This window comes from Microbacterium sp. NPDC057407, from assembly GCF_042803895.1.
Lineage (GTDB): Bacteria > Actinomycetota > Actinomycetes > Actinomycetales > Microbacteriaceae > Microbacterium.
Map to the genome: position 1 here is coordinate 136,530 of NZ_JBHVCA010000004.1, position 26,425 is coordinate 162,954.

Below are 26,425 nucleotides of genomic sequence, written 5' to 3' on the forward strand. Positions count from 1 at the left end.
CCCTCACACGACGGCGCCGGCGCGGTAGCCGACGCCGCGCACCGTCGTCACGATCTTGGGGTTGTCGGGGTCCTTCTCGACCTTCGCGCGCAGACGCTGCACGTGGACGTTCACCAGGCGCGTGTCAGCCTTGTAGTGGTAGCCCCACACCTGCTCGAGGAGCATCTCGCGCGAGAACACCTGCTGCGGCTTGGAGGCGAGCGCGACGAGCAGCTCGAACTCGAGCGGGGTCAGCGCGATCGCCGCGTCGCCGCGTCGCACCTCGTGCGCGGCGACGTCGACCGTGAGGTCGCCGATGCGCAGGTGGTCGTTCGCGGGCTGGCTCGCCGGACGCAGCCGCGTCTTGATGCGCGCGACCAGCTCCTTGGGGTTGAACGGCTTGACGATGTAGTCGTCGGCGCCCGACTCGAGGCCCTTCACGACGTCGGCGGTGTCGGTGCGGGCGGTGAGCATGATGATCGGGATGCCGGACTCGGCGCGCACCCTCGTGCAGATCTCGATGCCGTCCATGCCGGGGAGCATCAGGTCGAGCAGGATCAGGTCGGGGCGCTCGGTGCGCCAGGCCTCGACCGCCTGCGCGCCGTCGGCGCAGAACACCGTGTCGAATCCCTCGGTGCGCAGCACGATGCCGATCATCTCGGCGAGGGCGGTGTCGTCGTCGACCACCAGGATGCGTGATGTCATCGCGCGGATTCGTCCTTCTCTTCGTCGCCAGGGCAGGGCGCGCACCGCGCCGTCCCCTTGCGCTCCCCACAGAGTAGTCGACGGCGGCTGAGCGCAGGCCGAACACCGCCCGGGTGGCGGATGAGTGCGCGAGACGGCCGAAGGCTGTGGAATCGGATGCCGCGCCCGGCCGGTATGACACGATAGGCACCAATGCGGGCCTCGCGCGCGCGACCCGGAAGCCAGACCCAGGAGGACGACAGCCAGTGACCGCCTATCCGGCCTGGACTCCGGCATCCCGCCCGGGGATCATCCCGCTGCATCCGCTCTCGTTCGGCACGATCCTCGGCCGCTCGTTCACGGCGCTCCGGCAGAACCCGAAGGTGCTCCTCGGCTTCGCCCTCGTCGTGCAGACGCTGGGGTACCTCGTGACCAACGCGGCCATCGTCGGCATCGCCTACGCGTCGTTCTCACGGCTCTTCACCGTCATGCCGGGCACCGACGACTACGAGACGCTGTTCGCGGGCTCCGTCGCGATCACCCTCATCGCCGGGTTCGTGCTCGGACTGGCCTCGGGCGTGCTCGGCGTCATCGTGCAGGGGATCGTCGTCGCCGAGGTCGCCCATGCGGCGGTCGCCGAGAAGCTCACGCTCGGCGCGCTCTGGCGGCAGGTGAAGCCGGTCGCGTGGCGGCTCGTCGGCTACGCGGCGCTGCTCGTCCTCGTGATCGGCGCGGCGTTCGCCCTCATCTTCGTTGCCCTGGTCGCCCTCGGGGTCGCGGTCGGACCCGCTGTCTTCGCCCTCGCGATCCCTCTCGTGCTGGCCCTGATCCCGCTCTTCCTGTGGCTGTCGACCAAGCTGCTGCTCGTCCCGGCGGCGATCATCCTCGAGCACGCGACCATCGGCAGGGCGCTCGCGCTCTCATGGTCGCTCACCAAGCGTCGGTTCTGGCCCATCCTCGGGGTGATCGTCCTCATCGCGTTCGTCTTCGGCTTCGTCGCGCAGGCCGTGACGTTCCCCGTCAGTCTGCTGACGTCGGGGATCGGTGGGATCCTCGCCCCCACCAGCACCACCGACCCGTCCGGGGTCACCGCCGCGATCGTCGGCCTGGTGGTCACCCAGGCGCTCGCGCTGCTGATCCAGTCCGTCGCGATCGTCGTCCAGTCGACGGCGACGGGGATCATCTACATCGACTGCCGCATGCGGCACGAGGGGCTCGACCTCGACCTGCTCGCGTACGTCGAGCGGCGCGACGCCGGAGCCACGGATCTTCCCGATCCCTACCGCCAGCACATCGGTCGCGCCGTCGCGCCGCGGTTCACCGGCGCCTACCCGGCGGCGCCCGGGTACCCGGTCGCTCCCGCTTATCCGGCCGGCTACGCCGCACCCGGGTACGGCGGCCCCGGCTACGGTGCCCCCGGGTACGGCGCCCCCAGGTACGGTGCCCCCGCCGGTCGGCCCGTCTCCGCACAGCCGCCGTACGGCGCGGTCCTGTCCGGTTCACCCGCCTCCGCGCAGACGCCGGCGGGTCAGCCGCCGCACGCGCCGAACCCCGCGGCGGCCGCCCCGTCGTACGGGCACCAGCCTCCCGCACCGCAGCAGCACGCAGAGGCGCCGGCAGCCGGCGGCACGGACTCCGGCGAGGCGACCGCCGAGGCGCACCCGGGGGCGACGACGACGTGGGCGGCGCCGGGCGCCGCGACCGACGGCACCGACCGCGAGTCGCCGTGGGCCTGAGCGCGTCGCTCCGTGTCGGGCTGGCCGCGCCCGTCGCCGACTCGGTGCCGCCGCTCACCCCCGACGGCGACGAGGCGCGGCGCTGGGCGGAAGAGGAGCTGTCCCACCCGGCCTACGACATCGCCGAGCCGACGCCCCTGGACCGTGCCGCACGTGCGATCGCCGACTTCTTCACCAGCCTGTTCTCCCCGGAGCTGTCCGACGGCTGGGGCTCCCTGGCCGCGGTCGTCGCCGCGGCGCTGGTCGTGGCGGTGATCGCGGTGGCATTCGCGGTCTGGGGAGTTCCCCGCTCGACACGGCGGGCCGCCGCCCCCGCAGCCGCGCTGTTCGGCGAGGCCGAGGGCCGCTCCGCCGCCCAACTGCGAGAGGCCGCGGCATCCCACGCCCGCAGCGCCGAGTGGGATCAGGCGGTCATCCTCCGCTTCCGTGCTCTCGCCCGCGGATGCGCCGAGCGGGGGGTCGTCGACACGCCGCCGGGCGCCACCGTGCACGGCTTCGCCCGAGCCGGCGCCCGCGCCTTCCCCGACCTGGCCGACGCGCTCGAAGACGCCGCGCGGGCGTTCGACGACGTGCGCTATCTCCGCAGGCCGGGCACCGCCGACCTCTACCGCCTGGTCGCCGAGGCCGACGCCGCGGTCGCCTCCGCGCGACCCGCCTCGACCGAGAAGGTGCTCGCGTGAGCGCCCCCGCCGACCTCACCCCGGCACCGGCGGCGACGCCGCCGTCCGGGCGACCCGCGCGACGGCGCATCGCCACCTGGGTGGCGGTGGGCATCGCGCTCCTCATCGTCGGCGCCCTCGGCGCAGCCATCGCGGCCTCGGGGGAATGGACCCAGCGCGACGCCCTCGACCCCGAGTCGACCGGACCCGACGGCACGCGCGGTCTCACGCAGATCCTTCGGCAGCACGGCGTCGACGTCCAGGTCGTCCGCGACCGTCGCGACGCCGCCGCGGCCCTCGACGGCGGTGCGGCGACCCTCGTCCTGCCCGACACCCCGGCCCTGTCCGACGCCGGCTGGCGACGGCTCACGCGCGGCGCGACCGACGTCGTGCTGATCGACCCCCGCTCGCGCACGCTCCAGCTCGCCGTGGCGGATGCCTCTCTCGCCGGCACCGCGCCCCTCGGGCTCGCAGACCCGGCGTGCGACGTCGAGGCGGCCGTCCGCGCCGGAGCGGTCGAGCCGGGCGCCGTCTACGACGCCGGGTCCGGGTACACCGCCGCCTGCTATCCCGCCGGCGACGGAGCGGGGCTGCTCGTGTCGCGCGTCGGCGAGCGCACGACGGCCGTCATCGACGGCACCACCCTGTTCACGAACGAGTACCTGGCCGAGGACGGCAACGCGGCGCTCGCCGTGAACCTCATGGGCCGCCACGACCTCGTGGTCTGGTACCAACCGGGCATCGGCGATACCGACCTGCCCGACACCGATCCCACGCTGGGCGACCTGACGCCGCCGTGGGTGAGCCCGGTCATCGTGCTGCTCCTCGTCACGGCCCTCGCCGCCGGCATCTGGCGCGGCCGCCGCTTCGGCCCCCTCGTGACCGAGCGCCTTCCCGTCACCGTCCGCGCATCCGAGACCACGGAAGGGCGAGCGCGCCTGTACGCGCAGGCCGGCGACGCCCTTCACGCAGCCGACCAGCTGCGGCTCGGCGCCCTCGACCGCCTCGCCCGCACCCTGGGCCTCGGTCCGTCCGCCTCGGCCGCCGACATCGCCGACGCCGCCGCCGCCCGCGCGCAGCTCGACCGCGGCGAAGCGCGACGCATCCTCATCGACGACCTGCCCGCGGACGACGCCGAGCTCGTGGCGCTCCGTCAGCGGCTCCGACAGCTCGAGGAAGCCGTCACCGCGGCGACCCGTCCCGAAAGGAACCCCCGATGACCGACACCACCACGCCGGCCGCCACCGTGAACGACGACGCCGCGCTGCGCGAGGCGATGAACCGCGTGCGGCTCGAAGTCGGCAAGGCCGTCGTCGGGCAGGACGGCACCGTGACCGGCCTGCTCATCGCGCTGCTCGCCCGCGGTCACGTGCTGCTCGAGGGGGTCCCCGGCGTCGCCAAGACGCTCCTCGTGCGCGCGTTCAGCACCGCACTGGGGCTCGACACCAAGCGCATCCAATTCACCCCCGACCTGATGCCGGGCGACGTCTCCGGATCGCTGGTCTACGACGCCAAGACCGGCGAGTTCGAGTTCCGCGAAGGCCCGGTGTTCACCAACGTCGTGCTCGCCGACGAGATCAACCGCACTCCGCCCAAGACGCAGGCGGCGCTGCTCGAGGCGATGGAGGAGCGACAGGTCTCGACCGACGGCGTGACCCGCGCGCTCCCCGACCCCTTCCTCGTCGCCGCGACCCAGAACCCCGTCGAGCACGAGGGCACCTACACCCTGCCCGAAGCGCAGCTCGATCGGTTCCTTCTCAAGCTCATCGTCGACGTGCCCGCGCGCGACGCCGAACTCGCCGTCCTCCGACGGCACGCGAGTGGATTCGACCCGCGCGACCTCTCGGCCGCGGGGCTGCGGCGTGCGGCGAGCGCCGACGAGATCCGCGCGGCGCAGCGGGCCGCGGCATCCGTCACCGTCTCGGACGACGTGCTGGGCTACGTCGTCGACCTCGCCCAGGCCACGCGCCGCAGCCCGTCGGTGCAGCTGGGCGTGAGCCCCCGCGCGGCCACCGCCCTGCTCGCCGCCGCGAAGGCGTGGGCGTGGCTCGGCGGCTACCCCGCGATCACACCCGACCACGTGCAGACCATGCTGGTTCCGACGTGGCGTCACCGTCTCCGGCTGCGACCCGATGCCGAGCTCGAGGGCGTCTCGGTCGACGCCGTCCTCGGATCCGTGGTCCAGCAGACCCGCGTCCCGATCTGAGCCACCCGCCCCATGTACCTCACCGGACGTCTGCCCCTCCTGGTCGCCCTGGGGGCGCTGCCCGTGGTGCTGCTCTCGGCGGCGGGTGTCGACCCCTGGCTGACGACGGCGGGGTGGGTGCTGCTGTGCCTGGTCGCGGCGACGGCGGATGCTGCGGCCGCGCCCGACCCGCGGCGCATCGAAGTGCGCCGCCGCAAGCCCGGCGCCGTGCTCCTCGGTGCGAGCACGGTCGCGGAGCTGCGCCTTCGCAACCTCGGCCGACGGACGATCCGAGGGCGGGTGCGCGATGCGTGGCAGCCGACCGCGGGAGCCCCCGACGCGCGCATCGCGCTCACGCTGCCGCCGGGCGAGAGCCGCACCCTCGCGGTGCCGCTCCTTCCCCGACGGCGGGGGGAGCTGCGGTCGCAGTTCGTCGTCGTGCGCTCCGACGGTCCGCTGCGACTGGCGGGGCGTCAGGCCCGGCACGACTCGGCGGGCGTGGTGCGGGTGCTCCCGCCGTTCACCGCCCGGCGCCACCTCCCCTCCCGCCTGGCCCGGCTGCGCGAGCTCGACGGGAACACCAGCGTCCAGGTGCGCGGCCAGGGCACGGAGTTCGACAGCCTCCGCGAGTACGTCCGCGGCGACGACGTGCGGTCCATCGACTGGCGGGCCACCGCGCGATCGTCGACGACGATGCTGCGCACGTGGCGTCCCGAGCGCGACCGGCATGTGGTGATCGTCATCGACACCGGCCGCACGTCAGCGGCGCGCGTCGGCGACGGCGTGCGCCTGGACGCCGCGATGGAGGCGGCGCTGCTGCTCGCGGCGCTCGCCTCGCGCGCCGGCGACCACACGCACCTGCTCATGTTCGACCGCGTCACCCGCGCGCGCGTCACGCGGGTGGAGGGCTCGGCGCTTCTGCCCGCGCTCGTCGACGCGATGGCCCCTGTCGAGGCGCAGCTGATCGACACGGACTGGGACGCCGCGTTCGCGCAGGTGCGCCTGCTGACGTCGCGGCCGTCGCTGGTCGTGCTGCTCACCGCGCAGGACGCGCCGGAGGCCGCGCGCGGCTTCCTCGGCTCGCTGCCCGCGCTCACGCGCCGCACGACCGTGCTCGTGGGGACCGTCACCGACGAGGACGTCGCCCCGGAGGAGCGGCCGGACGCGGCATCCGTCTACCGCGAAGCGGCGGAGCAGAAGACGGCTCGGGATGCCGCCGCCGTCGCCGCGGCGATGGGCCGGGCCGGCGCCGAGGCCATCTCCGCGTCGCCCGAGCAGCTTCCGCCGCGCATCGCCGACCGCTACCTCGCGCTGAAGGCTGCCGGGCGGCTCTGACGTCTGCCGCAGGCCCCGGCCGGGGCCCGCACGTAACCCGCGGACATTCCGCCGGGCTTCCCTGGGAGCCGGCTGGGAGGGGCGATACCCTCGCGACGAGGAAAGGAGTCCGCCATGTCGGATACAGCCATCCCGCCCACCACGGTGAACAGACTCGTCGCTGAGGCACTGGGAACATTTCTGCTCGTCTTCGGCGGCGTCGGTTCGGCGCTCTTCGCCGCCAACTACCCGGCCGGATCGGAGGGTAATCCGCTCGGCATCGGGTTCGTCGGCGTCTCGCTCGCGTTCGGTCTCACGGTGGTCGCCGGGGCCTACGCCTGGGGCCCGATCTCGGGCGGACATTTCAACCCCGCGATCACGCTGGGGCTTGCCGCGGCGGGCCGGTTCGAATGGCGCAACACGATCGGCTACATCATCGCCCAGGTCGTGGGAGGCGTGCTCGGCACGACGCTCATCGTGCTGATCGGCATCTTCGGCACCGACAACTGGCTCGCGAACGCCCAGGACTCCGGCTTCGCCTCGAACGGATTCGGCACCGGCGACTTCGGGTCGCCCGGCGGCTTCCACCTCGGCGCCGCCATCATCGCCGAGGTGCTGCTGACGGCGATCTTCGTGCTGATCATCCTCGGGGTGACCCACTCGACCCGGGGCACCGCGGCCCTGGCGCCCCTCGCGATCGGTCTGACGCTGACGCTCATCCACCTGGTCTCGATCCCGATCGACAACACGTCGGTGAACCCGGCCCGCTCGATCGCCACGGCGATCTACGGGGGCGTCGCACCGCTGTCGCAGCTGTGGGTGTTCATCGTGTTCCCGATCGTCGGCGGGCTGCTGGCCGGCTACCTGCACCGGGCGCTCTTCGAGCCGAAGGGAACCCTGCCCCCCGTCCAGGCGGAGGCGCGCGTCAAGTAGCGCCCCCGCACCGCCGCGAGTCGCCAAGACACGCCGATCTCCGGCGGGGCGAGCGGCGTGTCTTGGCGACTCAGCATCGCGCGCAGGTGCGAGAGCGGCCCGCCCCCTCAGGGACGGGCCGCTTCTGCGTGCGAGGACGCCGGTTCAGACGAGGTCGAACCGGTCGAGCTCGGTGACCTTGCCCCACGCCCGCGCGAAGTCGCGGACGAACTTCTCCTTGGCGTCGTCGCTCGCGTACACCTCGGCGACGGCGCGCAGCTCCGAGTTCGAGGCGAACAAGAGGTCGACACGGGTGCCGATTCCGACGGGCTCGCCCGAGCCGTCCTTGCTGCCCGAGAACGCGTGGGCGCCGGGGTCGAGCGGCTTCCAGGTCGTGCCGAGGTCGAGCAGGTTCACGAAGAAGTCGTTCGTGAGAACGCCCTTGCGATCGGTGAACACGCCGTAGTCGGAGTCGTCCCAGTTCGCGCCGAGCACCCGCAGCCCGCCGACCAGCACCGTCAGCTCGGGCGCGCTGAGCGTGAGCAGGTTCGCGCGGTCGAGCAGGTGGTGCTCCTCGGGCATGAACGCCCGCGGGCCGTAGTAGTTGCGGAACCCGTCGGTGATCGGCTCGAGGTACGCGAACGACACCTCGTCGGTCTGCTCCTGCGTCGCGTCGGTGCGGCCGGGGTGGAAGTCCACCTCGACCTCGACGCCCGCGTCGGCGGCCGCCTTCTCGACGGCGGCGTTCCCGGCGAGCACGATGAGGTCGGCCAGCGACACCTTCTTGCCGTCGGTGCGACCCTCGTTGAACGACGCCTGGATCGACTCGAGCGCGGCGAGGACGGTCGCCAGCTGCGCGGGCTTGTTGACCTCCCAGTCCTTCTGCGGGGCCAGGCGGATGCGGGCGCCGTTGACGCCGCCGCGCTTGTCGCTGCCGCGGAACGAGGATGCCGCCGCCCACGTCGTCTCGACGAGCTGCGTGACCGTGAGGCCCGAGGCGAGCACCTGGGCCTTCAGGGCCGCCGCGTCGTCGGCGTCGATCAGCTCGTGGTCGACCGCCGGCACGCGGTCCTGCCACAGGAGCTCTTCCGCCGGGACCTCGGGTCCGAGATACCGCTCGATCGGGCCCATGTCGCGGTGGGTGAGCTTGAACCAGGCGCGGGCGAACGCGTCGGCGAAGGCGTCGGGGTCGTCCTTGAAGCGCCGCGAGATGCGGTCGTACTCGGGGTCGGTGCGCAGCGCGATGTCGCTGGTGAGCATGCGGGGCTCGCGCCGTCCGTTCGAGTGCGCCAGAGGGACCATGTCGGCGCCGCCGCCGTTGACCGGGCGCCACTGGTGCCCGCCGCCCGGGCTGCGCATGAGCTCCCAGTCGTAGGCGTAGAGGATGTGGAAGAACTCGTTGTCCCACCGGGTCGGGTGATAGGTCCACGTCACCTCGAGGCCCGACGTGATCGTGTCGTCGCCGTGGCCGGAGCCGTGGTGGTTCTTCCAGCCGAGGCCCTGCGCCTCGAGGCCCGCGGCCTCGGGGTTGCCCTCGAGGTTCGAGTCGGGCGCGGCGCCGTGGGTCTTGCCGAAGGTGTGGCCGCCGGCGATGAGCGCGACGGTCTCCTCGTCGTTCATCGCCATGCGGCCGAACGTCTCACGGATGTCGCGCGCCGAGGCCAGCGGGTCGGGGTTGCCGTTGGGGCCCTCGGGGTTGACGTAGATGAGGCCCATCTGCACCGCCGCGAGCGGCTTCTGCAGCTCGCGGTCGCCCGAGTAGCGCTCGTCGCCGAGCCACGTGGTCTCGGGACCCCAGTAGACATCGGCGTCGGGCTCCCACACGTCGGCGCGTCCGCCGGCGAAGCCGAAGGTCTTGAAGCCCATCGACTCGAGCGCGACGTTGCCCGCGAGGATCATGAGGTCGGCCCACGAGATGGACTGGCCGTACTTCTTCTTCACCGGCCACAGCAGGCGGCGGGCCTTGTCGAGGTTGACGTTGTCGGGCCAGCTGTTGAGCGGCGCGAAGCGCTGCTGGCCGGCCCCGCCGCCGCCGCGGCCGTCGGTCGCGCGGTAGGTGCCCGCGCTGTGCCACGCCATGCGGATCATGAGCGGGCCGTAGTTGCCGAAGTCCGCCGGCCACCAGTCCTGCGAGTCGGTGAGCGTCGCGGCGATGTCGGCCTTGACCGCCGCGAGGTCGAGCGCCTCGAAGGCGGCCTTGTAGTCGAAGTCCTCGCCGAGCGGGTTGGCGACCGCGGGGTTCTTCGCCAGGATCTTCAGGTTCAGCTGGTTCGGCCACCACACGCTGTTGGCGTTGCCGGTCGTGGGGTGGGGCTGACCGCCATGGATGACGGGGCATCCCTCGGCCTCGTTCGGGCGCGGACGGGTCTCGCCGTCTTCCCGCTCGTCGACCGGGGTGTCGATGGGCGTGACCGCCTGGTCGGCGTTGCCGACGTCCTCGCCGATCTCGGGGACGGTGTCGTTGCTCTCCGGCATGGGAGTTCCTTTCTCAGGGGGCTTCGGGCGGAGTCGGGTCAGGAGGGGACGGATGCCGCGGCACAGGCCGGGCAGAGGCCCCAGAAGGTCACCTCGGCGGTGCTCACGGCGAATCCGTGGCTCTCGGCGGGGGTGAGGCAGGGCGCGGGGCCGACGGCGCAGTCGACGTCTTGGACCGCGCCGCAGCCGGTGCAGACGAGGTGGTGGTGGTTGTCGTCCACCCGCAGCTCGAACAGACCCGGGCGCCCCGCCGGTTCGATGCGGCGGACGAGGCCCGCGTCGACGAAGTCGCCGAGGGCGTTGTAGACCGACTGCAGGCTCGTGTGCGGGACGCCCCGGGCCACGAGGGCGAAGATCTCGTCGGCGCTGGCGTGCGGGCTCTCATCGAGCGCCTCGATCACCGCGCGCCGGGAGTCGGTCACCCGGAGCCCGGCCGCGCGGATCCGAGCCGCCGCGTCGAGTGCGGCGACGGGGTGCGAGGTCATGCCCCGAGCCTACCGTCTTTTGATCGACTAAAAAAACGGAGGACGGCTTCAGCCGGCGACGAGCGTCGGCGTCCCGGCTTCGTACTCGGTGAGGTCGCCGGTCTCGCCGCGACGGTACGCGCGCCCGCCCACGAAGATCATGTAGAAGAGGAAGAGGGCCAGAGCCGCCGCGCCGATGCCGATCTTCAGGGGCCAGGGCCAGGGCTGCGCCGTGACGAAGCCCTCGATGAGCCCTGCGACCGCCAGCGCGAACACCATCCCGATCGCGACCGTCGCCAGCGAACGCCCCGCCGCGGCGAGCGCTTCGGCGCGCGACCGGCGCCCCGGCGCGACCCACGCCCAGAAGATGCCGAGCCCGGCAGCCGCTGCCACGAAGAGGCACGTCAGCTCGAGAAGCCCGTGCGGTGCGATGTGGAGCAGAAACACGTCGCCGCGATCGAAGGCGAGGAGGACGGCGGCCGCCGTGCCCACGCCGACGGCGTTCTGGACGAGCACGAACACGGGCCAGAATCCCGTGACGCCGAAGATGACGCACTGGAGCGCGATCCACGCGTTGTTGGTCCACACCGTCCCGGCGAACACGGCCGGCGAGTTCTCGCTGTAGTAGTCGGTGAAGTCGTTCTCGGCGTACTGCTGGAGCTGCATGCGGCTGCCGAGCGTGGCCACGAGCGCGGGGTCGCTGGAGATCCACAGCGCGACGATCGTGCCGACCGCGACGAACCCCACGGCGATCGCGAGGGTTGTCCACCGCACTCGGTAGAGCGCGGCGGGAAGCTGGAGGGCGAAGAAGCGCGGAATCTGGCGGAGGACGTTCTCGGGAGCTCCGGTGAGGCGAAGGCGGGCCCGGGCGAGCATCGTGGAGATGTGATCGCCCTGGGGGCTGCGGCCCGCCGACGTCTTCGCGTCGGCCAGGTCGGCGGAGGCGGCGCGATACCGATCGACGAGCTCGTCCACTTCGGCCCCGCGCAGGCGTCGGGTGCGACTGAGCTCATCCAGACGCGCCCACTCCTCCCGGCGAGCGGCGGTGAGGGCGTCGAGATCCATTTGCTTTACTGTACTCATGCCATCGGGCCGCGCCGCCGTCATCGACGTCCATCAGGACGAGATCCTCACCGGCGAGGCCGTCGCCCTCGACGTCCAGCCCCTCGGCTTCTTCCTGCGGGCCCTCGGGGTGCTCATCGACATGCTGATCGGGGTCGCACTCCTCATCCTCTTCTCGGTGGTGACGGGCTGGCTGCTCGGCTCGGGCGCGGTCGACGAATCGGCGGTGACCATCCTCACGATCTCGACCATCGTGCTCGTGCTCGTCGTCATCCCGACCGTCGTCGAGACCACCACCCGCGGCCGCAGCCTCGGCAAGCTCGCGGTCGGCGGGCGCATCGTGCGCGTCGACGGGGGTGCGAGCGGGTTCCGGCACGCCTTCATCCGCGCCCTGGTGGGCGTGTTCGAGCTCTGGATGACGCTGGGCGCCGTGGCGGCGCTCGTCGGCGCGTTCACGCCGCGCTCTCAGCGACTGGGCGACCTCCTCGCCGGCACCTACTCCGAGCGCACCCGGACGCCGCCCCTGCCGCCCGCAGACTTCGCGGTGCCGCCGGCGCTCACGCAGTGGGCGGCCGTCGCCGATGTCGGGCGACTGCCCGACCGCCTCGCGCGACGCCTCGCCCAGTTCGCCGCGTCGGCCCGGAACCTGGCGCCCGCGGCACGCGCGCGGGCCGGGGCATCCCTCGCCGCCGAAGCGGCCCAGCACGTCTCGCCGGTGCCCGCCGTCGACCCCGAGACGTTCATCATGGGCGTCATCGCGGTGCGGCGTCAGCGCGAACTGCGTGCGCTGAAGCTCGAGGCCGCGCGCGTCGCGGCGATGACGCCTCCCGCGGCGCGGCGGCCGCGCGACTTCCCGGCGCGGTGAGCCGCCGGCTCAGTACCGGTAGTGGTCGAGCTTGTACGGCCCGTCGACCGGCACGCCGATGTACGCCGCCTGCTCGGGGGTGAGGGTCGTGAGCTCCACGCCGAGCGCCGCCAGGTGGAGGCGCGCCACCTTCTCGTCGAGGGTCTTCGGCAGCGTGTACACCGCTGCCGGGTACTCGTCGCGCTTCGTGTAGAGCTCCAGCTGCGCGAGCACCTGGTTCGTGAACGAGGCGCTCATCACGAACGACGGGTGGCCGGTCGCGTTGCCGAGGTTCATCAGCCGGCCCTCGCTGAGCACCAGCACGCTGCGGCCGCTGGGGAGGCGCCACTCGTGCACCTGCGGCTTGATCTCGATGCGCTCGGCGCCCGGGATGGCGGCGAGGCCGGCCATGTCGATCTCGTCGTCGAAGTGGCCGACGTTGGCCACGATCGCGAGATGCTTCAGCCCGAGCAGGTGCTCGGGGGTCACCACGCGGGTGTTGCCGGTGCCGGTGACGAGGATGTCGACCTGGTCGAGCACCGACTCGAGGCGCGCGACCTGGAAGCCGTCCATCGCCGCCTGGAGGGCGCAGATCGGGTCGATCTCGCCGACGATGACGCGAGCGCCCTGTCCGCGCAGCGCCTCGGCCGCCCCCTTGCCGACGTCGCCGTACCCGGCGACGAAGGCGACCTTGCCTCCGATGAGCACATCCGTGGCACGGTTCAGCCCGTCGGGCAGCGAGTGCCGGATGCCGTACGTGTTGTCGAACTTGGACTTCGTCACCGAGTCGTTGACGTTGATCGCCGGGAAGAGCAGCCGGCCGGAAGCCGCGAGCTCATAGAGGCGGTGGACGCCGGTCGTGGTCTCCTCCGTGACGCCGATGATGCCGGCCGCCATGCGGGTGAACCGCTGCGGATCGCGCGCGAGGCTCGCACGCAGGGTGTCGAGCACGATGCGGTACTCGGCGGAGTCGGCGGGCGAGGCATCCGGAACCGCGCCGGCACGCTCGAACTCGACCCCCTTGTGGACGAGCAGGGTGGCGTCGCCGCCGTCGTCGAGGATGAGGTTGGGCCCGTCCTCGCCCTCTGCCGACCAGTCGAAGATGCGGTCGGCGAGACGCCAGTACTCCTCGAGGGTCTCGCCCTTCCACGCGAACACGGGCACGCCGGCGGGAGCGTCGACGGTGCCCGTGGGTCCCACCACGACCGCGGCGGCCGCCTCGTCCTGAGTGGAGAAGATGTTGCAGCTCGCCCAGCGCACCTGCGCGCCGAGCGCGACCAGGGTCTCGATGAGCACCGCGGTCTGCACCGTCATGTGAAGGGAACCGGCGATCCTCGCGCCGCGCAGCGGCTGCGTCGGGCCGAACTCCTCGCGGAGGGCCATGAGGCCGGGCATCTCGTTCTCGGCGAGGCGCAGCTGGTGGCGCCCGGCCTCGGCGAGCGACAGGTCGGCGACCTCGAACTCGAGCGTGCGTGCGGCGGGGGCGGACGTAGGGGTCGGCATCCGCCCATTCTCGCATCCCGCCCGGAGGGGGCGCCGGATGTTCAGACGCGCAGCGTCTCGTGCCGCACGACGACCCAGCCCTTGGGCACCGACAGGCGGTCGGTGTGGATCGCGCACAGGTCGTGCGCGTGCGGATCGCCGCCGGCACCGAGGGGACCGAGGGCGGCCATCTGGTCGCCGTAGTCGTAGGTCAGGGTGGTGACGGCCTCTCGGGCGCAGCCGACCTTGGAGCAGAGTCTCTCGCGCATCACCGCGACCTTATCGGCCGGGTGGCCGAGGGCGGGGACGCCGCGCCTAGGATGGTCGCATGGCGTGGCGGCGTACCCGGACCAGCGAGGCTCGGGCCCCTCGGCGCTCGCGTCACGGCCGCCACGGACGCGAGGGTCGCAGCCCGGTGGTGCGCCCGCCGCTGCCGCCGCTCGACACGCGCATCGACCGCTTCGATCTGGCGGTCGGGACGGCCGCCGAGTTCCTGAGGTCGGCATGGAGCGAGCTGCGCGACGTGAGCTTCGAGATCGCCGACATGCCGCCGGCATCCGATGAGGACGGCATCCCCCGGTGGACGGTGCTGCGCGACGCGCGGCGGATCATCATGTACCGGCTCCCCATCGAACGGCTCAGTCACCTGCACCGCGACGACGATCTGCACCGGCGCATGATGATCGAGAGCAGCGTCTTCCGCGCGGCCGCCGAGTACCTCGAGCGCGATCCGTGGGACCTGGGTCCCGAGCGCTTCCGCTTCCTGTGACCCGAGAGACTCGCGCGACGGCGGCGCGTCAGGGGTAGACGAGGATCTCGGGCGCGGCCGCATCGGCCGGCCATACCGGCAGGCCGGCGAGGGCGCCGTCGCCCGTGAGCGACACTCCCGCGCGCACGGCGCCCTCGCCCGGGTCGAGCGAGTAGACGGTTCGGGGCGACAGCCGCGCGGTGGTGCTGCCGCCGGCGGGCACGGTGAGTTCCACGATGTACGAGCCGTCGGCCGATGACACCACCGTCGAGACGGGTTCCTCCGAGGTGTTCACCAGCGAGAGCACGGGCGGCGGTCCCGACGTGGTGGCGAAGAGGCTCGGCACCGAGACGTCGGGCGACGGCGTGTACCAGGCGAAGTCGTCGCCCGCACCGAACCCGGTCGTCTGCCACACCGCCGCCACGACGGGGGCGTCGGCGTCGATCTGCACCGTGTAGGTGCCGACGGCGAGGCCGGGGAGCGCGACCTCGACGGGCTGACCCGTGACGAGGGCCACGTCCTCCGGCTCGAGCGCGGCGTCCGCGCGGCCGACGGGCACGACGCGGATCGAAGCCGTGGCGTCGGCGGAGGGCGACAGCAGCCGCAGGACGGTGGCCGCATCGGACGCCCCCTCCGCCCCGGGGGCCGCGGTCACCGCGACGCCGGTGATCGTCGGCGACGTCTCGGGCTGCCCGATGGCGCTCACCTGGTCGACCCCGCCGGGCGTGAGCGTGCGCGTGATGCTCGTCTGCAGCGAGGCGTGCACGGGCGCCCCGACCGCCGAGACGCGCACCACGGGGCTCGCCTCGCCGAGGACCAGGCCCGCCAGCGGCACGACGCGCTGCGCGCCGGCCGCGACGACGACGTCCGTTCCGCCCGGCGGCGTCTGCGCGCCCTCCGCGCCGAACACCGTGAGCTGGACGGTCGCCGGGACCGCCCCCGGGTTCGACAGGAGGACGAGGTCGGCCGCCCCGGTCTCGCCCGACCCGCCGACGAGCCAGGACTCGAGGAGCGGAGGACGGCAGGCGGATGCCGCGAACCCGGCGAGATCCTCGTCGGCGACGATGGCCGCACCCGCGGCCGCGACGTCCACCCGCGTGCGGCCCTGCGGCGGCGCGGTGTAGACCGCCGGCCCCTCGCCCGCCCCTTCGGACTGCAGCGCCTGCTGCTGCGGGGCGGGCGCGCCCGGGGTGACGCCGCTGGTCACGTCCTGCGGCGCGGCGACCGCGAACGACGCCGCCGCGGCGACGTCGCGCCCGACCGACAGCAGCCCGCCGTCGCACGCGACCACCGACGCGGCCGGTGCGGGGACGGCAGCGATGCTCAGCGGCTCCCGGGCGAAGGTGGGCCACGGCAGTGTCACGGCGGTGACGACCCCCACGACGGCCGCGGCCGACACGAGCGTCCCCACCAGCCGCCGGGTGCTGGTGGTCGCCCACCGGAAAGCACGCTTGTCGCTCATCGTCCCTCCTGCCAGTGGGGTCCGGCCACGCGCGGCGTGCGCCGTGCCTCCCGCCGCGAGGCGGCCGTCGGCAGGGCGAGCAGCAGCGCCGCGGCCAGCACGAGCACCTGCGCGATGCCGATCGTCACCGCGGTGGTGCGGACGGATGCCTCGACCCCGGGCCGGGACGCGACATCCGCCGTCACCCGCCAGAGCGAGCCTTTCGTCGTCTCGCCCACCGCGTCGAGCGTGTCGCGCTGGTCGAGCGCGGTGGTCGCCGACAGCCTCGTGGTGCGGGCGGCGTCGGACTCGGGGGCGGCCGCCGGCGCGAGCAACACGAAGCCGATCCCCCGCTCGGCGAGCTGGGCGACGACGTCCTCGGCGGAGTCGGTCATGAGGTCGGCGGCCAGGTCGGCCATCGCGGCATCCTGCGCCGCTGCCTCGGTGCGCGTGGAGAGCAGGGTGGTCTGGCCGCCCAGGGTCTCGCTGCCGCCCCAGATCACCCGCGCCGAGATGCCGTCGGTGTTCTGGGGGGTCAGCACGATGGTCCCGACATCCGGGTCGTCGCGTCCCTCGGCGGCGACGTAGGCCGGAAGCGTGCTGGCCGGGCCGTTGGTGAGGCGGGCGGTGCCGCTGAGCAGGGCGGGCACGGCCAGCACGGCCACACCGACCACGGCGACCGCGGCGGCCGCCCCGCGCGCGAACCGCAGGCGCGGGGCCAGCCCGGCGTCGAGGGTGACGAGCGCCGCACCCACCCCGCCCAGCCACGCGAGCGCGAGACCGTTCCCCGGCCAGACGGCCACCGGGAGCGACTGCTCGAACGACACGGCGATGCCCACGGCGGCGAAGGCGGTCGCGAGGCCCAGCGCGGTGACGCCGAGCAGCGTCACGCCGGCCGCCCACCGCTGGGTGAGCGGAGCGACGAGAGCGAGCACCGCGATCGGCACCGTCAGCAGCGGGACCCACCAGGTGGGCGCCTCGGGGAGCAACGTGGTCCAGCCCGCGAGATCGGGCGTGGGGATCCCGGCCGTGAGCAGCGCACGGCCGGTCGCGTCGGCGGCGACCTGCGGCCCTGCCCACACGACCCCGGGATCCGACACGAGACCCCAGAACTCGCCCCGCCGGACGGCGCTCCACACCAGCGGCGCGAACACCGCCATGGCGGGGACGACGACCCACACGAGCTTCGCGATGCCGCGCCCGGCGCGCAGCGCCGCCGCGACGACGACCGCCGCGAGCCAGATCACCGCGAGTGCGGGCGCGAGCGACGGCGCCACCGCGAGGAGCGCCGCCGCGATCAGCGAGGTCGCCCCGGCCCCCGCCCACGAGCGGTGGGCCGCCGATCCGGCCACGAAGAGCCACGGCAGCAGGAGGTAGGCGATCACCGCCGCAGGACGTCCCTGTGTGAGGGCGGCGAGGAACGCGGGCGAGAGCGCCCACAGCACGCCCGCCGCGAGCCGCAGGCCCGAGCGTTCGGTGACGCGCGTGGCGGCGAACCAGCCGCCGAGAGCGGCGAGGGGAAGCGCCAGCACCCACAGCACCACCACCGCCCGCGACGGCTCCCACGGCGAGAGCGAGCCCAGGACGGCGATGACCGCGGCGAACGGGTCGGCGGGACCGATCGTGTCGAGGCCCAGAGCGCGCTGGCCGAACGCGGCGTCGGTCCAGAGCTGGCCCACGGTCGCCCGCAAGGGCTGCAGCGCTCCCCCGCCCAGCACGGGCCACGCCAGGAGCGCGGGGAACACGGCGATGGAGAGCAGCAGCGCGCCCAGCACGAGCCACGCGCCGCCGCCGGAGAAGAAGCGCAGGTCGGTCCTTCGTGCCGAAGTGGGCAGGACGTCGGCCGGTTCGTCGTCGCCGCGATCGCGCAGCTGCGCACGCGACACGCGGAAGGGAGCGAGCTGGGCCCACGAGAGACGCTTGACGGCGGCGAGTCGGCGCCGCGCCCGGGCGACGGAGACGAGGCGCACCATCGCGACACCGGCCGCACCCCACTCGGGAAGGATGTCGCCCGGGGTCTTGCGCACGAGATCGACGACGGTGCGCCACAGCGCCAGCGGCAGGATCGCCAGCCAGTGCAGCGGCACGGTGGGAGCCGGGGCGTACACGAGGCGGCGGTGCAGCTGCGCCGCCCGCGACGCGAACGCGATGCGCCGGCGGCGCTGGCTCGTGAGCGGAGCCGGGAGACCGGCGACGCCGTCGCCGGCGGTCGCGACGATGGCCGTCGGCGCGAGCGCGACCCGCGCGCCCGCGAGGTGGGCGCGCACTCCGAGGTCGAGACCTTCGTCGGCGCCGTGCAGCCCGTGATCGAGGCCGCCGAGCGTGCGCCACGCGTCGGCCCGCACGAGGAGCCCGCGCACGTCGGCGCCGAGGACGTCGTCGCGGCCGTCGTGCTGGCCCTGGTCGAGCTCGCCGTCCGCGAGACCCACCGAGCGCCCGAGCCTCGTCATCCCGATCCCGAGCGACACGATCTCGGACCGGTCGTCCCATCGCACCAGCTTGGGCGCGGCGAACGCGGCCGACGGAGACCGCTCGAGCGCTCCCGCCAGGCGAGCGAGCGCCTCGCGCTCGGGGGCGGTGTCCTGCGACAGGAGCCAGACCGCGTCGCCGTCGATCCGCGGAGTGACGAGGTCGACGGCGCCCGCGTATCCGGTGGAGTGCGGCGCGGTGACGACGGACTCCGCGGTCGACGACCGCGCCACCTCGGCGAGCGCGTCATCGCCGCCGCACAGCACGATCGTGAGGACGTCGACCGGTCGGGCCTGCTCGGCGATCGCGGCGAGCGTGCGCCGCAGGTGGTACGCGGCGGGCGTGCGACCGTCGGGACGCACGACGAGGATGGCGTGTACTCGAGCGGGCATGGCGTGGTCAGCCTAGGCGGGCATCCGCGACACGCGGCGGCGTACGCGCCGCGGATCGCAGATCGGCGGCGCGGATGCCGCGGCCGACGCGGTGGTCAGCTCGCGCGGCGCTTGAGCTTGCGCCGCTCGCGTTCGCTGAGTCCGCCCCAGATGCCGAAGCGCTCGTCGTTCTGGAGTGCGTACTCGAGGCACTCGCCGCGGACGTCGCACGACTGGCACACCCGCTTGGCGTCGCGTGTCGAGCCGCCCTTCTCCGGGAAGAAGGCTTCCGGATCGGTCTGCGAACACAGCGCGTCGGTCTGCCAGCTGAGCGGGTTGTCGTCCTCGACGTCGGCCTGTCGGCGAACGCCCGGAACCCCGAGCTGGACTGGATCGACGAACCAATTGTCGGGAACGCCTGAACGGTACTGGGATGCCGTCACTTCGTTCTCCCCCCGGTGATCCCCCCCACGCCTGGGTGCGTGTTGAAGTAATTACACCGGTGTAGTTCCGTCAGGTCAAGTCGCAGATACTAAAGCCTCAACTCGGTCTTGAACCTTCGCGACGCGCCGGGCGCGCGACGCGCCCGATAACGGTCGGATGAGAACTCGCCCGCTCACGCCGGCGAGGACTGCTCGCGTCCCTGCGACGCCACGAACACCGTGCCCGTCCCCGAGAAGACGAGCGCTCGCTCGTCCGGCGAGGCGAAGGCGGCGGCGCCCGGCGCGAGATCGACCAACCCGCCCGAAGCGCCCGGGGCGGCGCCCGCCGAGCCCTCCACCCGCACCCCACCCGCCGTCGCGAGCACGATCGCGGCGCCGTCGAGGGGGTGCCGGACCTCGACGCCGGCGCCGACGTCGACGCGGACCAGCGAGAAGTCGGCGACGGGCACGTCATAGCGAACTCGTCCGGGCCCCTCGGGGCGCGGCCGGACGATCGGCGGAAGGCCGGGGCGGTCGTCGAGCACGGCGAGCAGCTCGGCCACATCGATGTGCTTGGGCGTCAGCCCCCCGCGCAGCACGTTGTCGCTCGCGGCCATCAGCTCCACGCCCAGGCCCTCGAGATACGCGTGCAGCACGCCCGCCGGGACGAACATCCCCTCCCCCTCCCGCAGGGTGACGAGGTTCATCAGGAGGGCCACCAGGATGCCCGGATCGCCGGGGAACCCCTCGTGGAGCGCGCGCGCCAGCTCGAGCTCGGCCGCGAACTCGTCCGACGACGCCGACCGGGCGGCGTCCAGGACGCCGCGGACCTCCGCCGCGCTGTGCGGTGACAGCGCCCACCGCACGAGGTCGCGTGGCGAGGCATCCGCTTCCAGCCGCTCCGCGAGCGCGGCACCGCCCGGCCCCAGCGCAGCGGCCAGGCGCCGGGTGGCGTCGAGGTCGCGCAGACCGGCGAGGGCCCGGAACCTCGGGCTCACCGCCACGATGAGCTCCGGCTTGTGATTCGCGTCGCGGTAGGTGCGCTCCGCCGCGTCGCGCGGGATGCCCGCCTCCTCCTCATGCGCGAAGCCCGCCTCGGCCTGCGTCCGAGACGGGTGCGCCTGGATCGACAGAGCGGATGCCGCGGCCAGCAGCTTCAGCAGGAACGGGAGCCGCTCCGGCGAGCCCGTGCGCGCAGCCTCGTCGCTGAGCCATTCGGCCAGCGTGCGCCCGTCGGGGATCACGGCGGGATCGCCCGGGTGATCGCCGAACCACACCTCCGCCTCGGGGCGACCCGACGGCGCCCGGCCCTCGAGGTCGGCGATGAGGGAGGGCGAGCCCCACGAATAGTCCCGGGGCTCGTTCGTCAGCGGGATGAGCATGCCCCCAGCGTAGGGCGGGGACGACGGCCGCCGGGGCGCAGCGGACGCGCAGCGCCCCGGGGGTAACCTGTGTGCGATGGCCGTCCACTCGAAGCATCCGGCGTCCGCGCCGCCGGCGCCCCCGGTCCGTGAGAAGACGGGGCACCTGATGCTGCGCGGCTGGTGCATCTTCGTGATGTTCATGGCGCTGTCGGGCACCGCCTGGGTGCACGCGTTCGGCGAGCCGACGGCGGCGGTCGTGACGATCGGCGGAGGCATCCTCTCCGTGATCCTGTGGTTCTCGATCCGCCCGCCGGTGCAGTGGCGCCGACTCCCGTGGTTCGTGGTCGCCTATGTCGCGTGGGCGACCCTGTCGCTGATCTGGTCGGCGTGGCCGCAGACCACCGCCCTCACTCTCCTGCTGCTGTGGATCACGACGATCCAGGCGCTGTTCGTGGGGAGCGTGCTCACATGGCGCGAGCTCGTGCGGGCCGCGGCATCCGCCCTGAAATGGGTCATGGCGCTCTCGCTGCTCTTCGAGCTGTGGGTCTCGGTCGTCATCCAGGCGCCGATCCTGCCCGGGTTCGTGGTGGGCGAGGCCGACGACCCCATCGAGTACTGGTCGCGCGACAACCTCTTCGACTGGGGCGGGCGCATCCAGGGGATCATGGGCAACGCGAACCTGCTCGGACCGGTGGCGCTGCTGGCGATCATCGTGTTCGGCATCCGGATCGCCGCCGGCGCTCCCCGGCGGACGCTGCTGTGGGCATGGATCGGGCTCTCGGCGTTCCTGTTCGTGCGAGCGTCGTCGGCGACCGCGTACGTCGCGGCGGCGGGCGTCGTCGTCGTGCTGACCACCGTCCTCCTGATGCGGCGCACCCGCCGGCCCGGCGAGCGGACCCGGTACTACATCGGCTACGCCGTGGTGGGCCTCGGCGGCCTCACGGCGCTCTACCTGCTGCGCGACACGATCTTCAGGTCGCTCGGCCGCAGCTCCGACCTGACGGGGCGCGAGGCGATCTGGGAGGCGGTCCTCGCCCGCGCCTCGGAGCGCCCCTGGCTGGGCTGGGGCTACGCCACCCCGTGGGCCCCGTGGGATCCGGCGTTCGACGGCTGGATCATCGACCACGGGCAGACCGTGCTGCAGGCGCACAACATGTGGGTCGACATCCGCATGCAGCTCGGGATCGTGGGAGTGGTGCTGCTGGCGCTGCTGTACCTCGCGTTCGTCTGGCGGTCGTGGTTCTTCGCCGTGGACCGCCCCCGATGGGATCTGCGCGACGACCGCCCCTACAGCGCGCTCACCCTGCTCCCCACGCTCGTCGGTGCGATCGTGCTGGTGCAGGGCCTGGCCGAATCGAGCCCGCTGATCCTGTGGGGCTGGCTGTTCGTGGTGATGCTCGGCGCGAAGATCAAGCAGTCGCCCCATGTGGGAGAGGGCCCCGCGGAGCAGAGCGCCGCGATCGAGCGCGGCGAGCCCGCGAAGCAGGCGCCGTGACGGCGCGGCCCGCGCACTCCTCGCCGGGGTGGTTCCGCTCGCTGCTGAGCTCGGCGGCGCTCGCGCGGGCGTATACGCTCGCGGTGCTGGGAGCCGTGTTCGCGTCGTTCGCGATCGAGCGCATCGCGGGACTGGTCACGTACGTGACGATCATCGTCGGGCTGTGCGTCATCGGCGCGGGCATGCTGGGCACGCGCCGCGACGAGATCTCGCTGGTGCGGCTCGTCCCCACCACCCTCATGGTCTTCCTCGGGTGGGCGCTCGCGAGCGTTTTCTGGAGCACGGATGCCTCGGACTCGCTGTGGAGCTGGGTGACCACGGCGGCACTCGCCTTCCTCGCCGTGGTCATCGGGCACGTGCGCGACACGCTGCAGACGGCGCGAGCCGTCGGCGACGTGCTGCGGGTGCTGCTCGGCGCGTCGCTGGCAGTGGAGGTGCTGGCGGGAGTGCTCCTGGACATGCCGTTCCCGTTCCTCGGCGTGCAGGGGCGCCTCGCCGAACTGGGTCCCGTCCAGGGCATCTTCGGCACCCGCAACATGCTCGGCTTCGTCGCCGTGCTCGCCCTCATCACCTTCCTCATCGAGTACCGCACCCAGTCGGTGCGCCCGGGCGTCTCGATCGCCTCGGTCGTGCTCGCGGGAGGCCTCGCCGCGCTGAGCGACTCCCCCACCGTGCTCGTCCTCGCCGTCGGCGTCGGCCTCGCCGTCGCCGCCCTCGCGCTCGTGCGCCACACGAAGCCCGAGAACCGTGGGGCGCTGCAGCTGGGGCTCGGGGCGGCCGTGGTCATCGGCCTCGTCGCCGGATACGTCGCCCGGCACCCGATCATCGCGTGGCTCGGAGCTGGCACCGATTTCTCGATGCGCGTCGACCTGTGGAACATGATCCTCGACTTCGTGCGCTTCAAGCCCGTCCAAGGGTGGGGCTGGTTCGGCGCGTGGCCGCCCCTCGAGCAGCCGTTCGGCACCATCAACTACTTCCTCGACGCGACGCACGCCACCGGGCTCAACGCCTTCTTCGACGTCCTCCTCCAGCTGGGCTGGGTCGGGCTCATCCTCTTCGTCGCGCTCGCCGCCACCGCCTTCGTGCGGGCGTGGCTCGCCGCCAGCGAGCGTCGCTCCGTCATCTACGCGTGGACGCCGCTCATCCTGATCGCGCTCATCATCGACTCGATGTTCGAGAGCTTCACCCTCGTCGGCATCGGGTGGATGATGCTCGTCCTGTGCGCCGTGCGGGCCGGGATGTCGCGGTCCTGGCGAGAGCGGATCGACGTGCCCGGCGCGGACGACGGCCTGCCTCGCGGCGGCGCGGGCGCGTAGCCGGCCCCCGCAGCGCGCTCAGGGAAGCGGCAGGCCGACCAGGGTAGGCTTCTCTCTCGGCCCACCGACCCGGCGCCCGCCAGCCCTCCGGAGATATCCCCCGTGCCCCACGTCCTCCAGAACGTCGTCTTCCCCACGGACCGCGATCCCGATCTGCTGCCCCTCTACGTGGATCCCGAGACCTGGTCCGTCATCGACCACGAGCCGGTGCGCGTGTCGAACCGGGCCCAGCTCGGGAACATCCTCGGCCGCACGCGCGCGCGGATCCTCGCGGGCCGCCGCGTGTCCTTCGGCACCTACTTCAACGCGTTCCCCGCCTCGTACTGGCAGCACTGGACCTCGGTGCGCGAAGTGGCCCTCACCGTGCGGACCGTCGGGCCGGCGACCATCCTCGTCTACCGCTCCAACGGGTCGGGCGTCCGCCAGCGGATCGAGACCCGCGAGGTCGACGGCGAGTCGACGGCGCGCTTCGACCTGGTTCTCGACCAGTACAGCGACGGCGGGTTCATCTGGTTCGACATCGTGGCCGACGAGAAGAACGCCGTCTTCGAGGGAGCGGACTGGACCACCGAGTCGGCGCCGGTCCGCGAGGGCAAGGCGTCCATCGGCATCACGACGTTCAACAAGCCGGAGTACTGCGTCGCCACGCTCGCGAGCCTCGCAGAGTCCCCCGATGCGCTGGAGCTCATCGACCGCATCTTCGTGGTCGACCAGGGCAACCGGCGGGTGGACGAGCGCCCCGAGTATCCGCAGATCTCAGCCGCACTCGGCGAGACGCTCCAGATCGTCTCGCAGCCCAACCTGGGCGGCTCGGGCGGCTTCGCCCGGGCGATGACCGAGACGCTCGCGCGGCACGAGAGCGACTTCGTGCAGCTGCTGGACGACGACGTCCGCATCGAGCCCGAGTCGGTGCGCCGTTCGATCGTCTTCGGGCGTTACGCGACGGTCCCGACGATCGTCGGGGCCCACATGTTCGATCTGCTCGACCGTCCCAAGCTCCACGCATGGGCCGAGGTCGTCGACGAGGTGCCGTTCATGTGGCGCGCGCTCTACCAGGAGAAGCTGCCGCACGACTTCAGCGTCGCGAACCTGCGGCAGTCGCCGATGCTGCACATGCGTCTGGACGCCGACTACAACGGGTGGTGGATGTGCCTCATCCCCGTCTCGATCATCCGTGAGATCGGCCTGGCGCTCCCCGCCTTCATCAAGTGGGACGACGCCGAGTACTGCCTCCGCGCGCGCGAGGCCGGATACCCGACCGTGTCGGTGCCCGGTGTCGCCCTGTGGCACGTGTCGTGGGTGGGCAAGGACGACTCGATCGACTGGCAGGCCTACTTCCATGCTCGGAACCGCATCGTGAGCGGCCTCCTGCACTCCTCCGTCCCGCGCGGCGGGACGCTGCTCCGGCACAGCCGCCGCATGGACCTCAAGCACCTCATGATGATGCAGTACTACCCGGTCGCGCTCCGGCACCGCGCACTGCGCGACGTGCTGTCCGGTCCGGAGCACATGCGCCGCACGCTGGCGACCGCGATGCCCGCCGCACGCGCCCTCGCCGCCGATTTCCCCGAGACGGTGGTCCACCGCGACACCGGCGTGCCGATGCGCTCCCGCCGGGGCCGGGTGGTCTTCGCCCATCGCCGGGCGAACGATCTCGACAACCCGACCGGGCTACGTCTGCGCTGGTTCACGGTGACCACGCTGATCTCGCACTGGTTCCACTCCCCCCGGCCCGAGAACGTCGCGCACCCCGAGGTCGAGTTCGGCAAGGGCGACGCGCACTGGTGGCGCCTGCCGGTCTTCGACAGCGCCTTGGTCAGCGCGGCCGACGGGTCGGGCAAGAACATCTACACTCGCGACCGGGGCGCCTTCCGGCGGATGCTGCTCGAAAGCGTCCGCCTTCACCGGCGGCTGCGGCGCGAATGGCCGGCCCTGGCCGCGCGGTATCGCTCCGCCCGTGACGAGCTCACCTCGCTGCCGTCCTGGCAGCGGACCTTCGAGGAGACGACCCCGTGACCGCTCCGGCGCGCCCCTTCGACCCGGCGACCGCGACGATCGCGATCGTCACCTACAACCGTTCGGGCCTGCTCTCGCGGCTTCTCACCAGCATCGGCGAGATGGACCCGAAGCCCGGCCACGTCGTCGTGATCGACAACGCCTCGGTCGACGACACCCCGGAGCTGGTCGCGTCGTTCACCGACCGCATCGGCACGACGCTCGTCTACCGCCGCATGGAGACGAACACCGGCGGATCGGGCGGCTTCAGCGAGGGTGTGCGCGTGGCGTACGAACTGGGGTCGGAGTGGATCTGGCTCATGGACGACGACGTCGAGGTCATCCCCGACGGCCTCGCCAAGATGGGCAAGTGGGCGCCGCGGTTCCAGAGCATCCAGGGCCGGCGCTACGACTACGACGGCAGCGAGTTCTACTGGCAGTACCGGGTGGCCGAGCCGCTGGCCATTCCCATCCCGTTCGCTCCCGCGGGCTTCGACGCGTCCGGCTACCGTCCGATGAACTCCGGATGCTTCGAGGGCATGTTCATCCATCGCGACATCGTGGCCCAGATCGGGCTGCCCGATCCCCGATTCTTCATCTACTGGGACGACCAGACGTACGGGTGGCTGGCGTCGCGCAAGACGAACTCGGTGATCGTCAACGAGTTCGTGCTGCGGCGCGGGCGCGAGATCAAGCAGTGGGACATGGGCGTGCGCCATCTGAACGCCTCGAGCAACGCCTACCGGTACTACATCATGCGCAACCGTGCCTACATCAAGCACTACTATCGGTCGCTCGGCGTCTACAGGCGGGTGCCGTTCGCCGCGGGGACGGCGCTCACCTTCGGCAAGGAGCTGATCCGCCTGCTCTTCGTCGAGCGCACCGTCCGCGGCACGTCGAACCTGTTCCGCGGGCTCCGCGACGGCCGCGCGATCGCCAAGGACCGCTCGTGGCAGCCGATGCCTCCGCTGGAGCCGGCCCGCGCGTGATCCGCGCTGTCTCCCGGCG

Annotated in this window: 22 protein-coding genes; 12 read left to right on the forward strand and 10 right to left on the reverse strand. The window is 72.7% G+C overall.

All coding sequences use genetic code 11. From position 1 onward, the window contains the following. Nucleotides 1-3: 3 nt before the first annotated feature. A complete protein-coding gene (gene mtrA / locus ACFUTX_RS12680; RefSeq protein ID WP_378865053.1) occupies nucleotides 4-684 on the reverse strand; it encodes an MtrAB system response regulator MtrA in 681 nt (226 codons plus the stop codon). 245 nt (nucleotides 685-929) lie between these two features. Here mtrA and ACFUTX_RS12685 point away from each other — a divergent pair, with 245 nt between their 5' ends. The 6 genes from ACFUTX_RS12685 (at nucleotide 930) to aqpZ (ending at nucleotide 7,490) form a co-directional block, all read left to right on the forward strand. Then, the gene (locus tag ACFUTX_RS12685) at nucleotides 930-2,399 is read left to right on the forward strand and encodes a hypothetical protein (protein ID WP_378865056.1); all 1,470 of its coding nucleotides are present in this window, start codon (nucleotides 930-932) and stop codon (nucleotides 2,397-2,399) included. Then, entirely contained in the window at nucleotides 2,390-3,079 is a 690-nt protein-coding gene (locus ACFUTX_RS12690) for a DUF4129 domain-containing protein (protein ID WP_378865059.1), read from the forward strand. Before ACFUTX_RS12685 ends, ACFUTX_RS12690 begins: the two co-directional genes overlap by 10 nt. Then, a complete protein-coding gene (locus tag ACFUTX_RS12695; protein ID WP_378865061.1) occupies nucleotides 3,076-4,278 on the forward strand; it encodes a DUF4350 domain-containing protein in 1,203 nt (400 codons plus the stop codon). Before ACFUTX_RS12690 ends, ACFUTX_RS12695 begins: the two co-directional genes overlap by 4 nt. Beyond that, on the forward strand, nucleotides 4,275-5,264 hold the full coding sequence (locus tag ACFUTX_RS12700) for an AAA family ATPase (protein WP_378865064.1): 990 nt from the start codon (nucleotides 4,275-4,277) through the stop codon (nucleotides 5,262-5,264). The genes ACFUTX_RS12695 and ACFUTX_RS12700 overlap by 4 nt, the downstream gene beginning before the upstream one ends. Nucleotides 5,265-5,276: 12 nt before the next feature. After that, nucleotides 5,277-6,578, forward strand: a complete 1,302-nt coding sequence (locus tag ACFUTX_RS12705; protein WP_378865066.1) for a DUF58 domain-containing protein — start codon at nucleotides 5,277-5,279, stop codon at nucleotides 6,576-6,578. 114 nt (nucleotides 6,579-6,692) lie between these two features. Continuing rightward, on the forward strand, nucleotides 6,693-7,490 hold the full coding sequence (aqpZ, locus tag ACFUTX_RS12710) for an aquaporin Z (RefSeq protein WP_378865069.1): 798 nt from the start codon (nucleotides 6,693-6,695) through the stop codon (nucleotides 7,488-7,490). Nucleotides 7,491-7,634: 144 nt separating this feature from the next. Here aqpZ and katG read toward each other — a convergent pair whose 3' ends face one another. Genes katG through ACFUTX_RS12725 form a run of 3 tightly spaced genes read right to left on the reverse strand, consistent with a single transcriptional unit; the run spans nucleotide 7,635 to nucleotide 11,473 of the window. Next, nucleotides 7,635-9,944: a catalase/peroxidase HPI gene (katG, locus tag ACFUTX_RS12715; protein ID WP_378865072.1), complete on the reverse strand. Its 2,310-nt coding sequence runs from the start codon at nucleotides 9,942-9,944 to the stop codon at nucleotides 7,635-7,637. Between the two features lie 38 nt (nucleotides 9,945-9,982). Then, nucleotides 9,983-10,429 (reverse strand): Fur family transcriptional regulator, encoded by a 447-nt coding sequence (locus ACFUTX_RS12720; protein WP_378865075.1) that lies wholly within the window; start codon nucleotides 10,427-10,429, stop codon nucleotides 9,983-9,985. 48 nt (nucleotides 10,430-10,477) lie between these two features. Next, complete coding sequence (locus ACFUTX_RS12725; protein WP_378865078.1) at nucleotides 10,478-11,473, reverse strand: stage II sporulation protein M; 996 nt, start codon at nucleotides 11,471-11,473, stop codon at nucleotides 10,478-10,480. A gap of 16 nt (nucleotides 11,474-11,489) precedes the next feature. Here ACFUTX_RS12725 and ACFUTX_RS12730 point away from each other — a divergent pair, with 16 nt between their 5' ends. Then, the gene (locus tag ACFUTX_RS12730) at nucleotides 11,490-12,335 is read left to right on the forward strand and encodes an RDD family protein (protein WP_378865081.1); all 846 of its coding nucleotides are present in this window, start codon (nucleotides 11,490-11,492) and stop codon (nucleotides 12,333-12,335) included. Between the two features lie 9 nt (nucleotides 12,336-12,344). Here ACFUTX_RS12730 and ahcY read toward each other — a convergent pair whose 3' ends face one another. Together ahcY and ACFUTX_RS12740 are read right to left on the reverse strand one after the other, a co-directional pair. Then, entirely contained in the window at nucleotides 12,345-13,817 is a 1,473-nt protein-coding gene (ahcY, locus tag ACFUTX_RS12735; protein ID WP_378865084.1) for an adenosylhomocysteinase, read from the reverse strand. Between the two features lie 41 nt (nucleotides 13,818-13,858). Then, entirely contained in the window at nucleotides 13,859-14,065 is a 207-nt protein-coding gene (locus ACFUTX_RS12740; RefSeq protein ID WP_378865087.1) for a DUF3499 family protein, read from the reverse strand. 59 nt (nucleotides 14,066-14,124) lie between these two features. On the opposite strand from ACFUTX_RS12740, the gene ACFUTX_RS12745 reads away from it, so the two are divergent. Continuing rightward, nucleotides 14,125-14,565 carry a metallopeptidase family protein gene (locus tag ACFUTX_RS12745; RefSeq protein ID WP_378865090.1) on the forward strand — a complete coding sequence of 147 codons (441 nt, stop codon included), beginning with the start codon at nucleotides 14,125-14,127 and terminating at the stop codon, nucleotides 14,563-14,565. A 28-nt stretch (nucleotides 14,566-14,593) separates the two neighbouring features. Here the strand turns inward: ACFUTX_RS12745 and ACFUTX_RS12750 are convergent, their stop codons facing one another. From ACFUTX_RS12750 to manA, 4 genes are all read right to left on the reverse strand, one after another. After that, nucleotides 14,594-16,006, reverse strand: a complete 1,413-nt coding sequence (locus ACFUTX_RS12750; protein WP_378865093.1) for a DUF5719 family protein — start codon at nucleotides 16,004-16,006, stop codon at nucleotides 14,594-14,596. Next, the gene (locus ACFUTX_RS12755) at nucleotides 16,003-18,846 is read right to left on the reverse strand and encodes a glycosyltransferase (RefSeq protein WP_378865095.1); all 2,844 of its coding nucleotides are present in this window, start codon (nucleotides 18,844-18,846) and stop codon (nucleotides 16,003-16,005) included. The genes ACFUTX_RS12750 and ACFUTX_RS12755 overlap by 4 nt, the downstream gene beginning before the upstream one ends. Before the next feature lie 95 nt (nucleotides 18,847-18,941). Then, a complete protein-coding gene (locus ACFUTX_RS12760) occupies nucleotides 18,942-19,268 on the reverse strand; it encodes a WhiB family transcriptional regulator (protein WP_378865098.1) in 327 nt (108 codons plus the stop codon). Nucleotides 19,269-19,441: 173 nt separating this feature from the next. Continuing rightward, nucleotides 19,442-20,629: a mannose-6-phosphate isomerase, class I gene (manA, locus tag ACFUTX_RS12765; protein ID WP_378865101.1), complete on the reverse strand. Its 1,188-nt coding sequence runs from the start codon at nucleotides 20,627-20,629 to the stop codon at nucleotides 19,442-19,444. A 76-nt stretch (nucleotides 20,630-20,705) separates the two neighbouring features. Between manA and ACFUTX_RS12770 the strand changes: the two genes are divergently transcribed. From ACFUTX_RS12770 to ACFUTX_RS12785, 4 genes are all read left to right on the forward strand, one after another. Further along, entirely contained in the window at nucleotides 20,706-22,106 is a 1,401-nt protein-coding gene (locus tag ACFUTX_RS12770; RefSeq protein ID WP_378865104.1) for an O-antigen ligase family protein, read from the forward strand. Then, entirely contained in the window at nucleotides 22,103-23,422 is a 1,320-nt protein-coding gene (locus ACFUTX_RS12775; RefSeq protein ID WP_378865107.1) for an O-antigen ligase family protein, read from the forward strand. Before ACFUTX_RS12770 ends, ACFUTX_RS12775 begins: the two co-directional genes overlap by 4 nt. 102 nt (nucleotides 23,423-23,524) lie before the next feature. Beyond that, a complete protein-coding gene (locus ACFUTX_RS12780; protein WP_378865110.1) occupies nucleotides 23,525-25,438 on the forward strand; it encodes a glycosyltransferase in 1,914 nt (637 codons plus the stop codon). Beyond that, a complete protein-coding gene (locus tag ACFUTX_RS12785; protein WP_378865112.1) occupies nucleotides 25,435-26,406 on the forward strand; it encodes a glycosyltransferase family 2 protein in 972 nt (323 codons plus the stop codon). The genes ACFUTX_RS12780 and ACFUTX_RS12785 overlap by 4 nt, the downstream gene beginning before the upstream one ends. Nucleotides 26,407-26,425 lie beyond the last annotated feature (19 nt).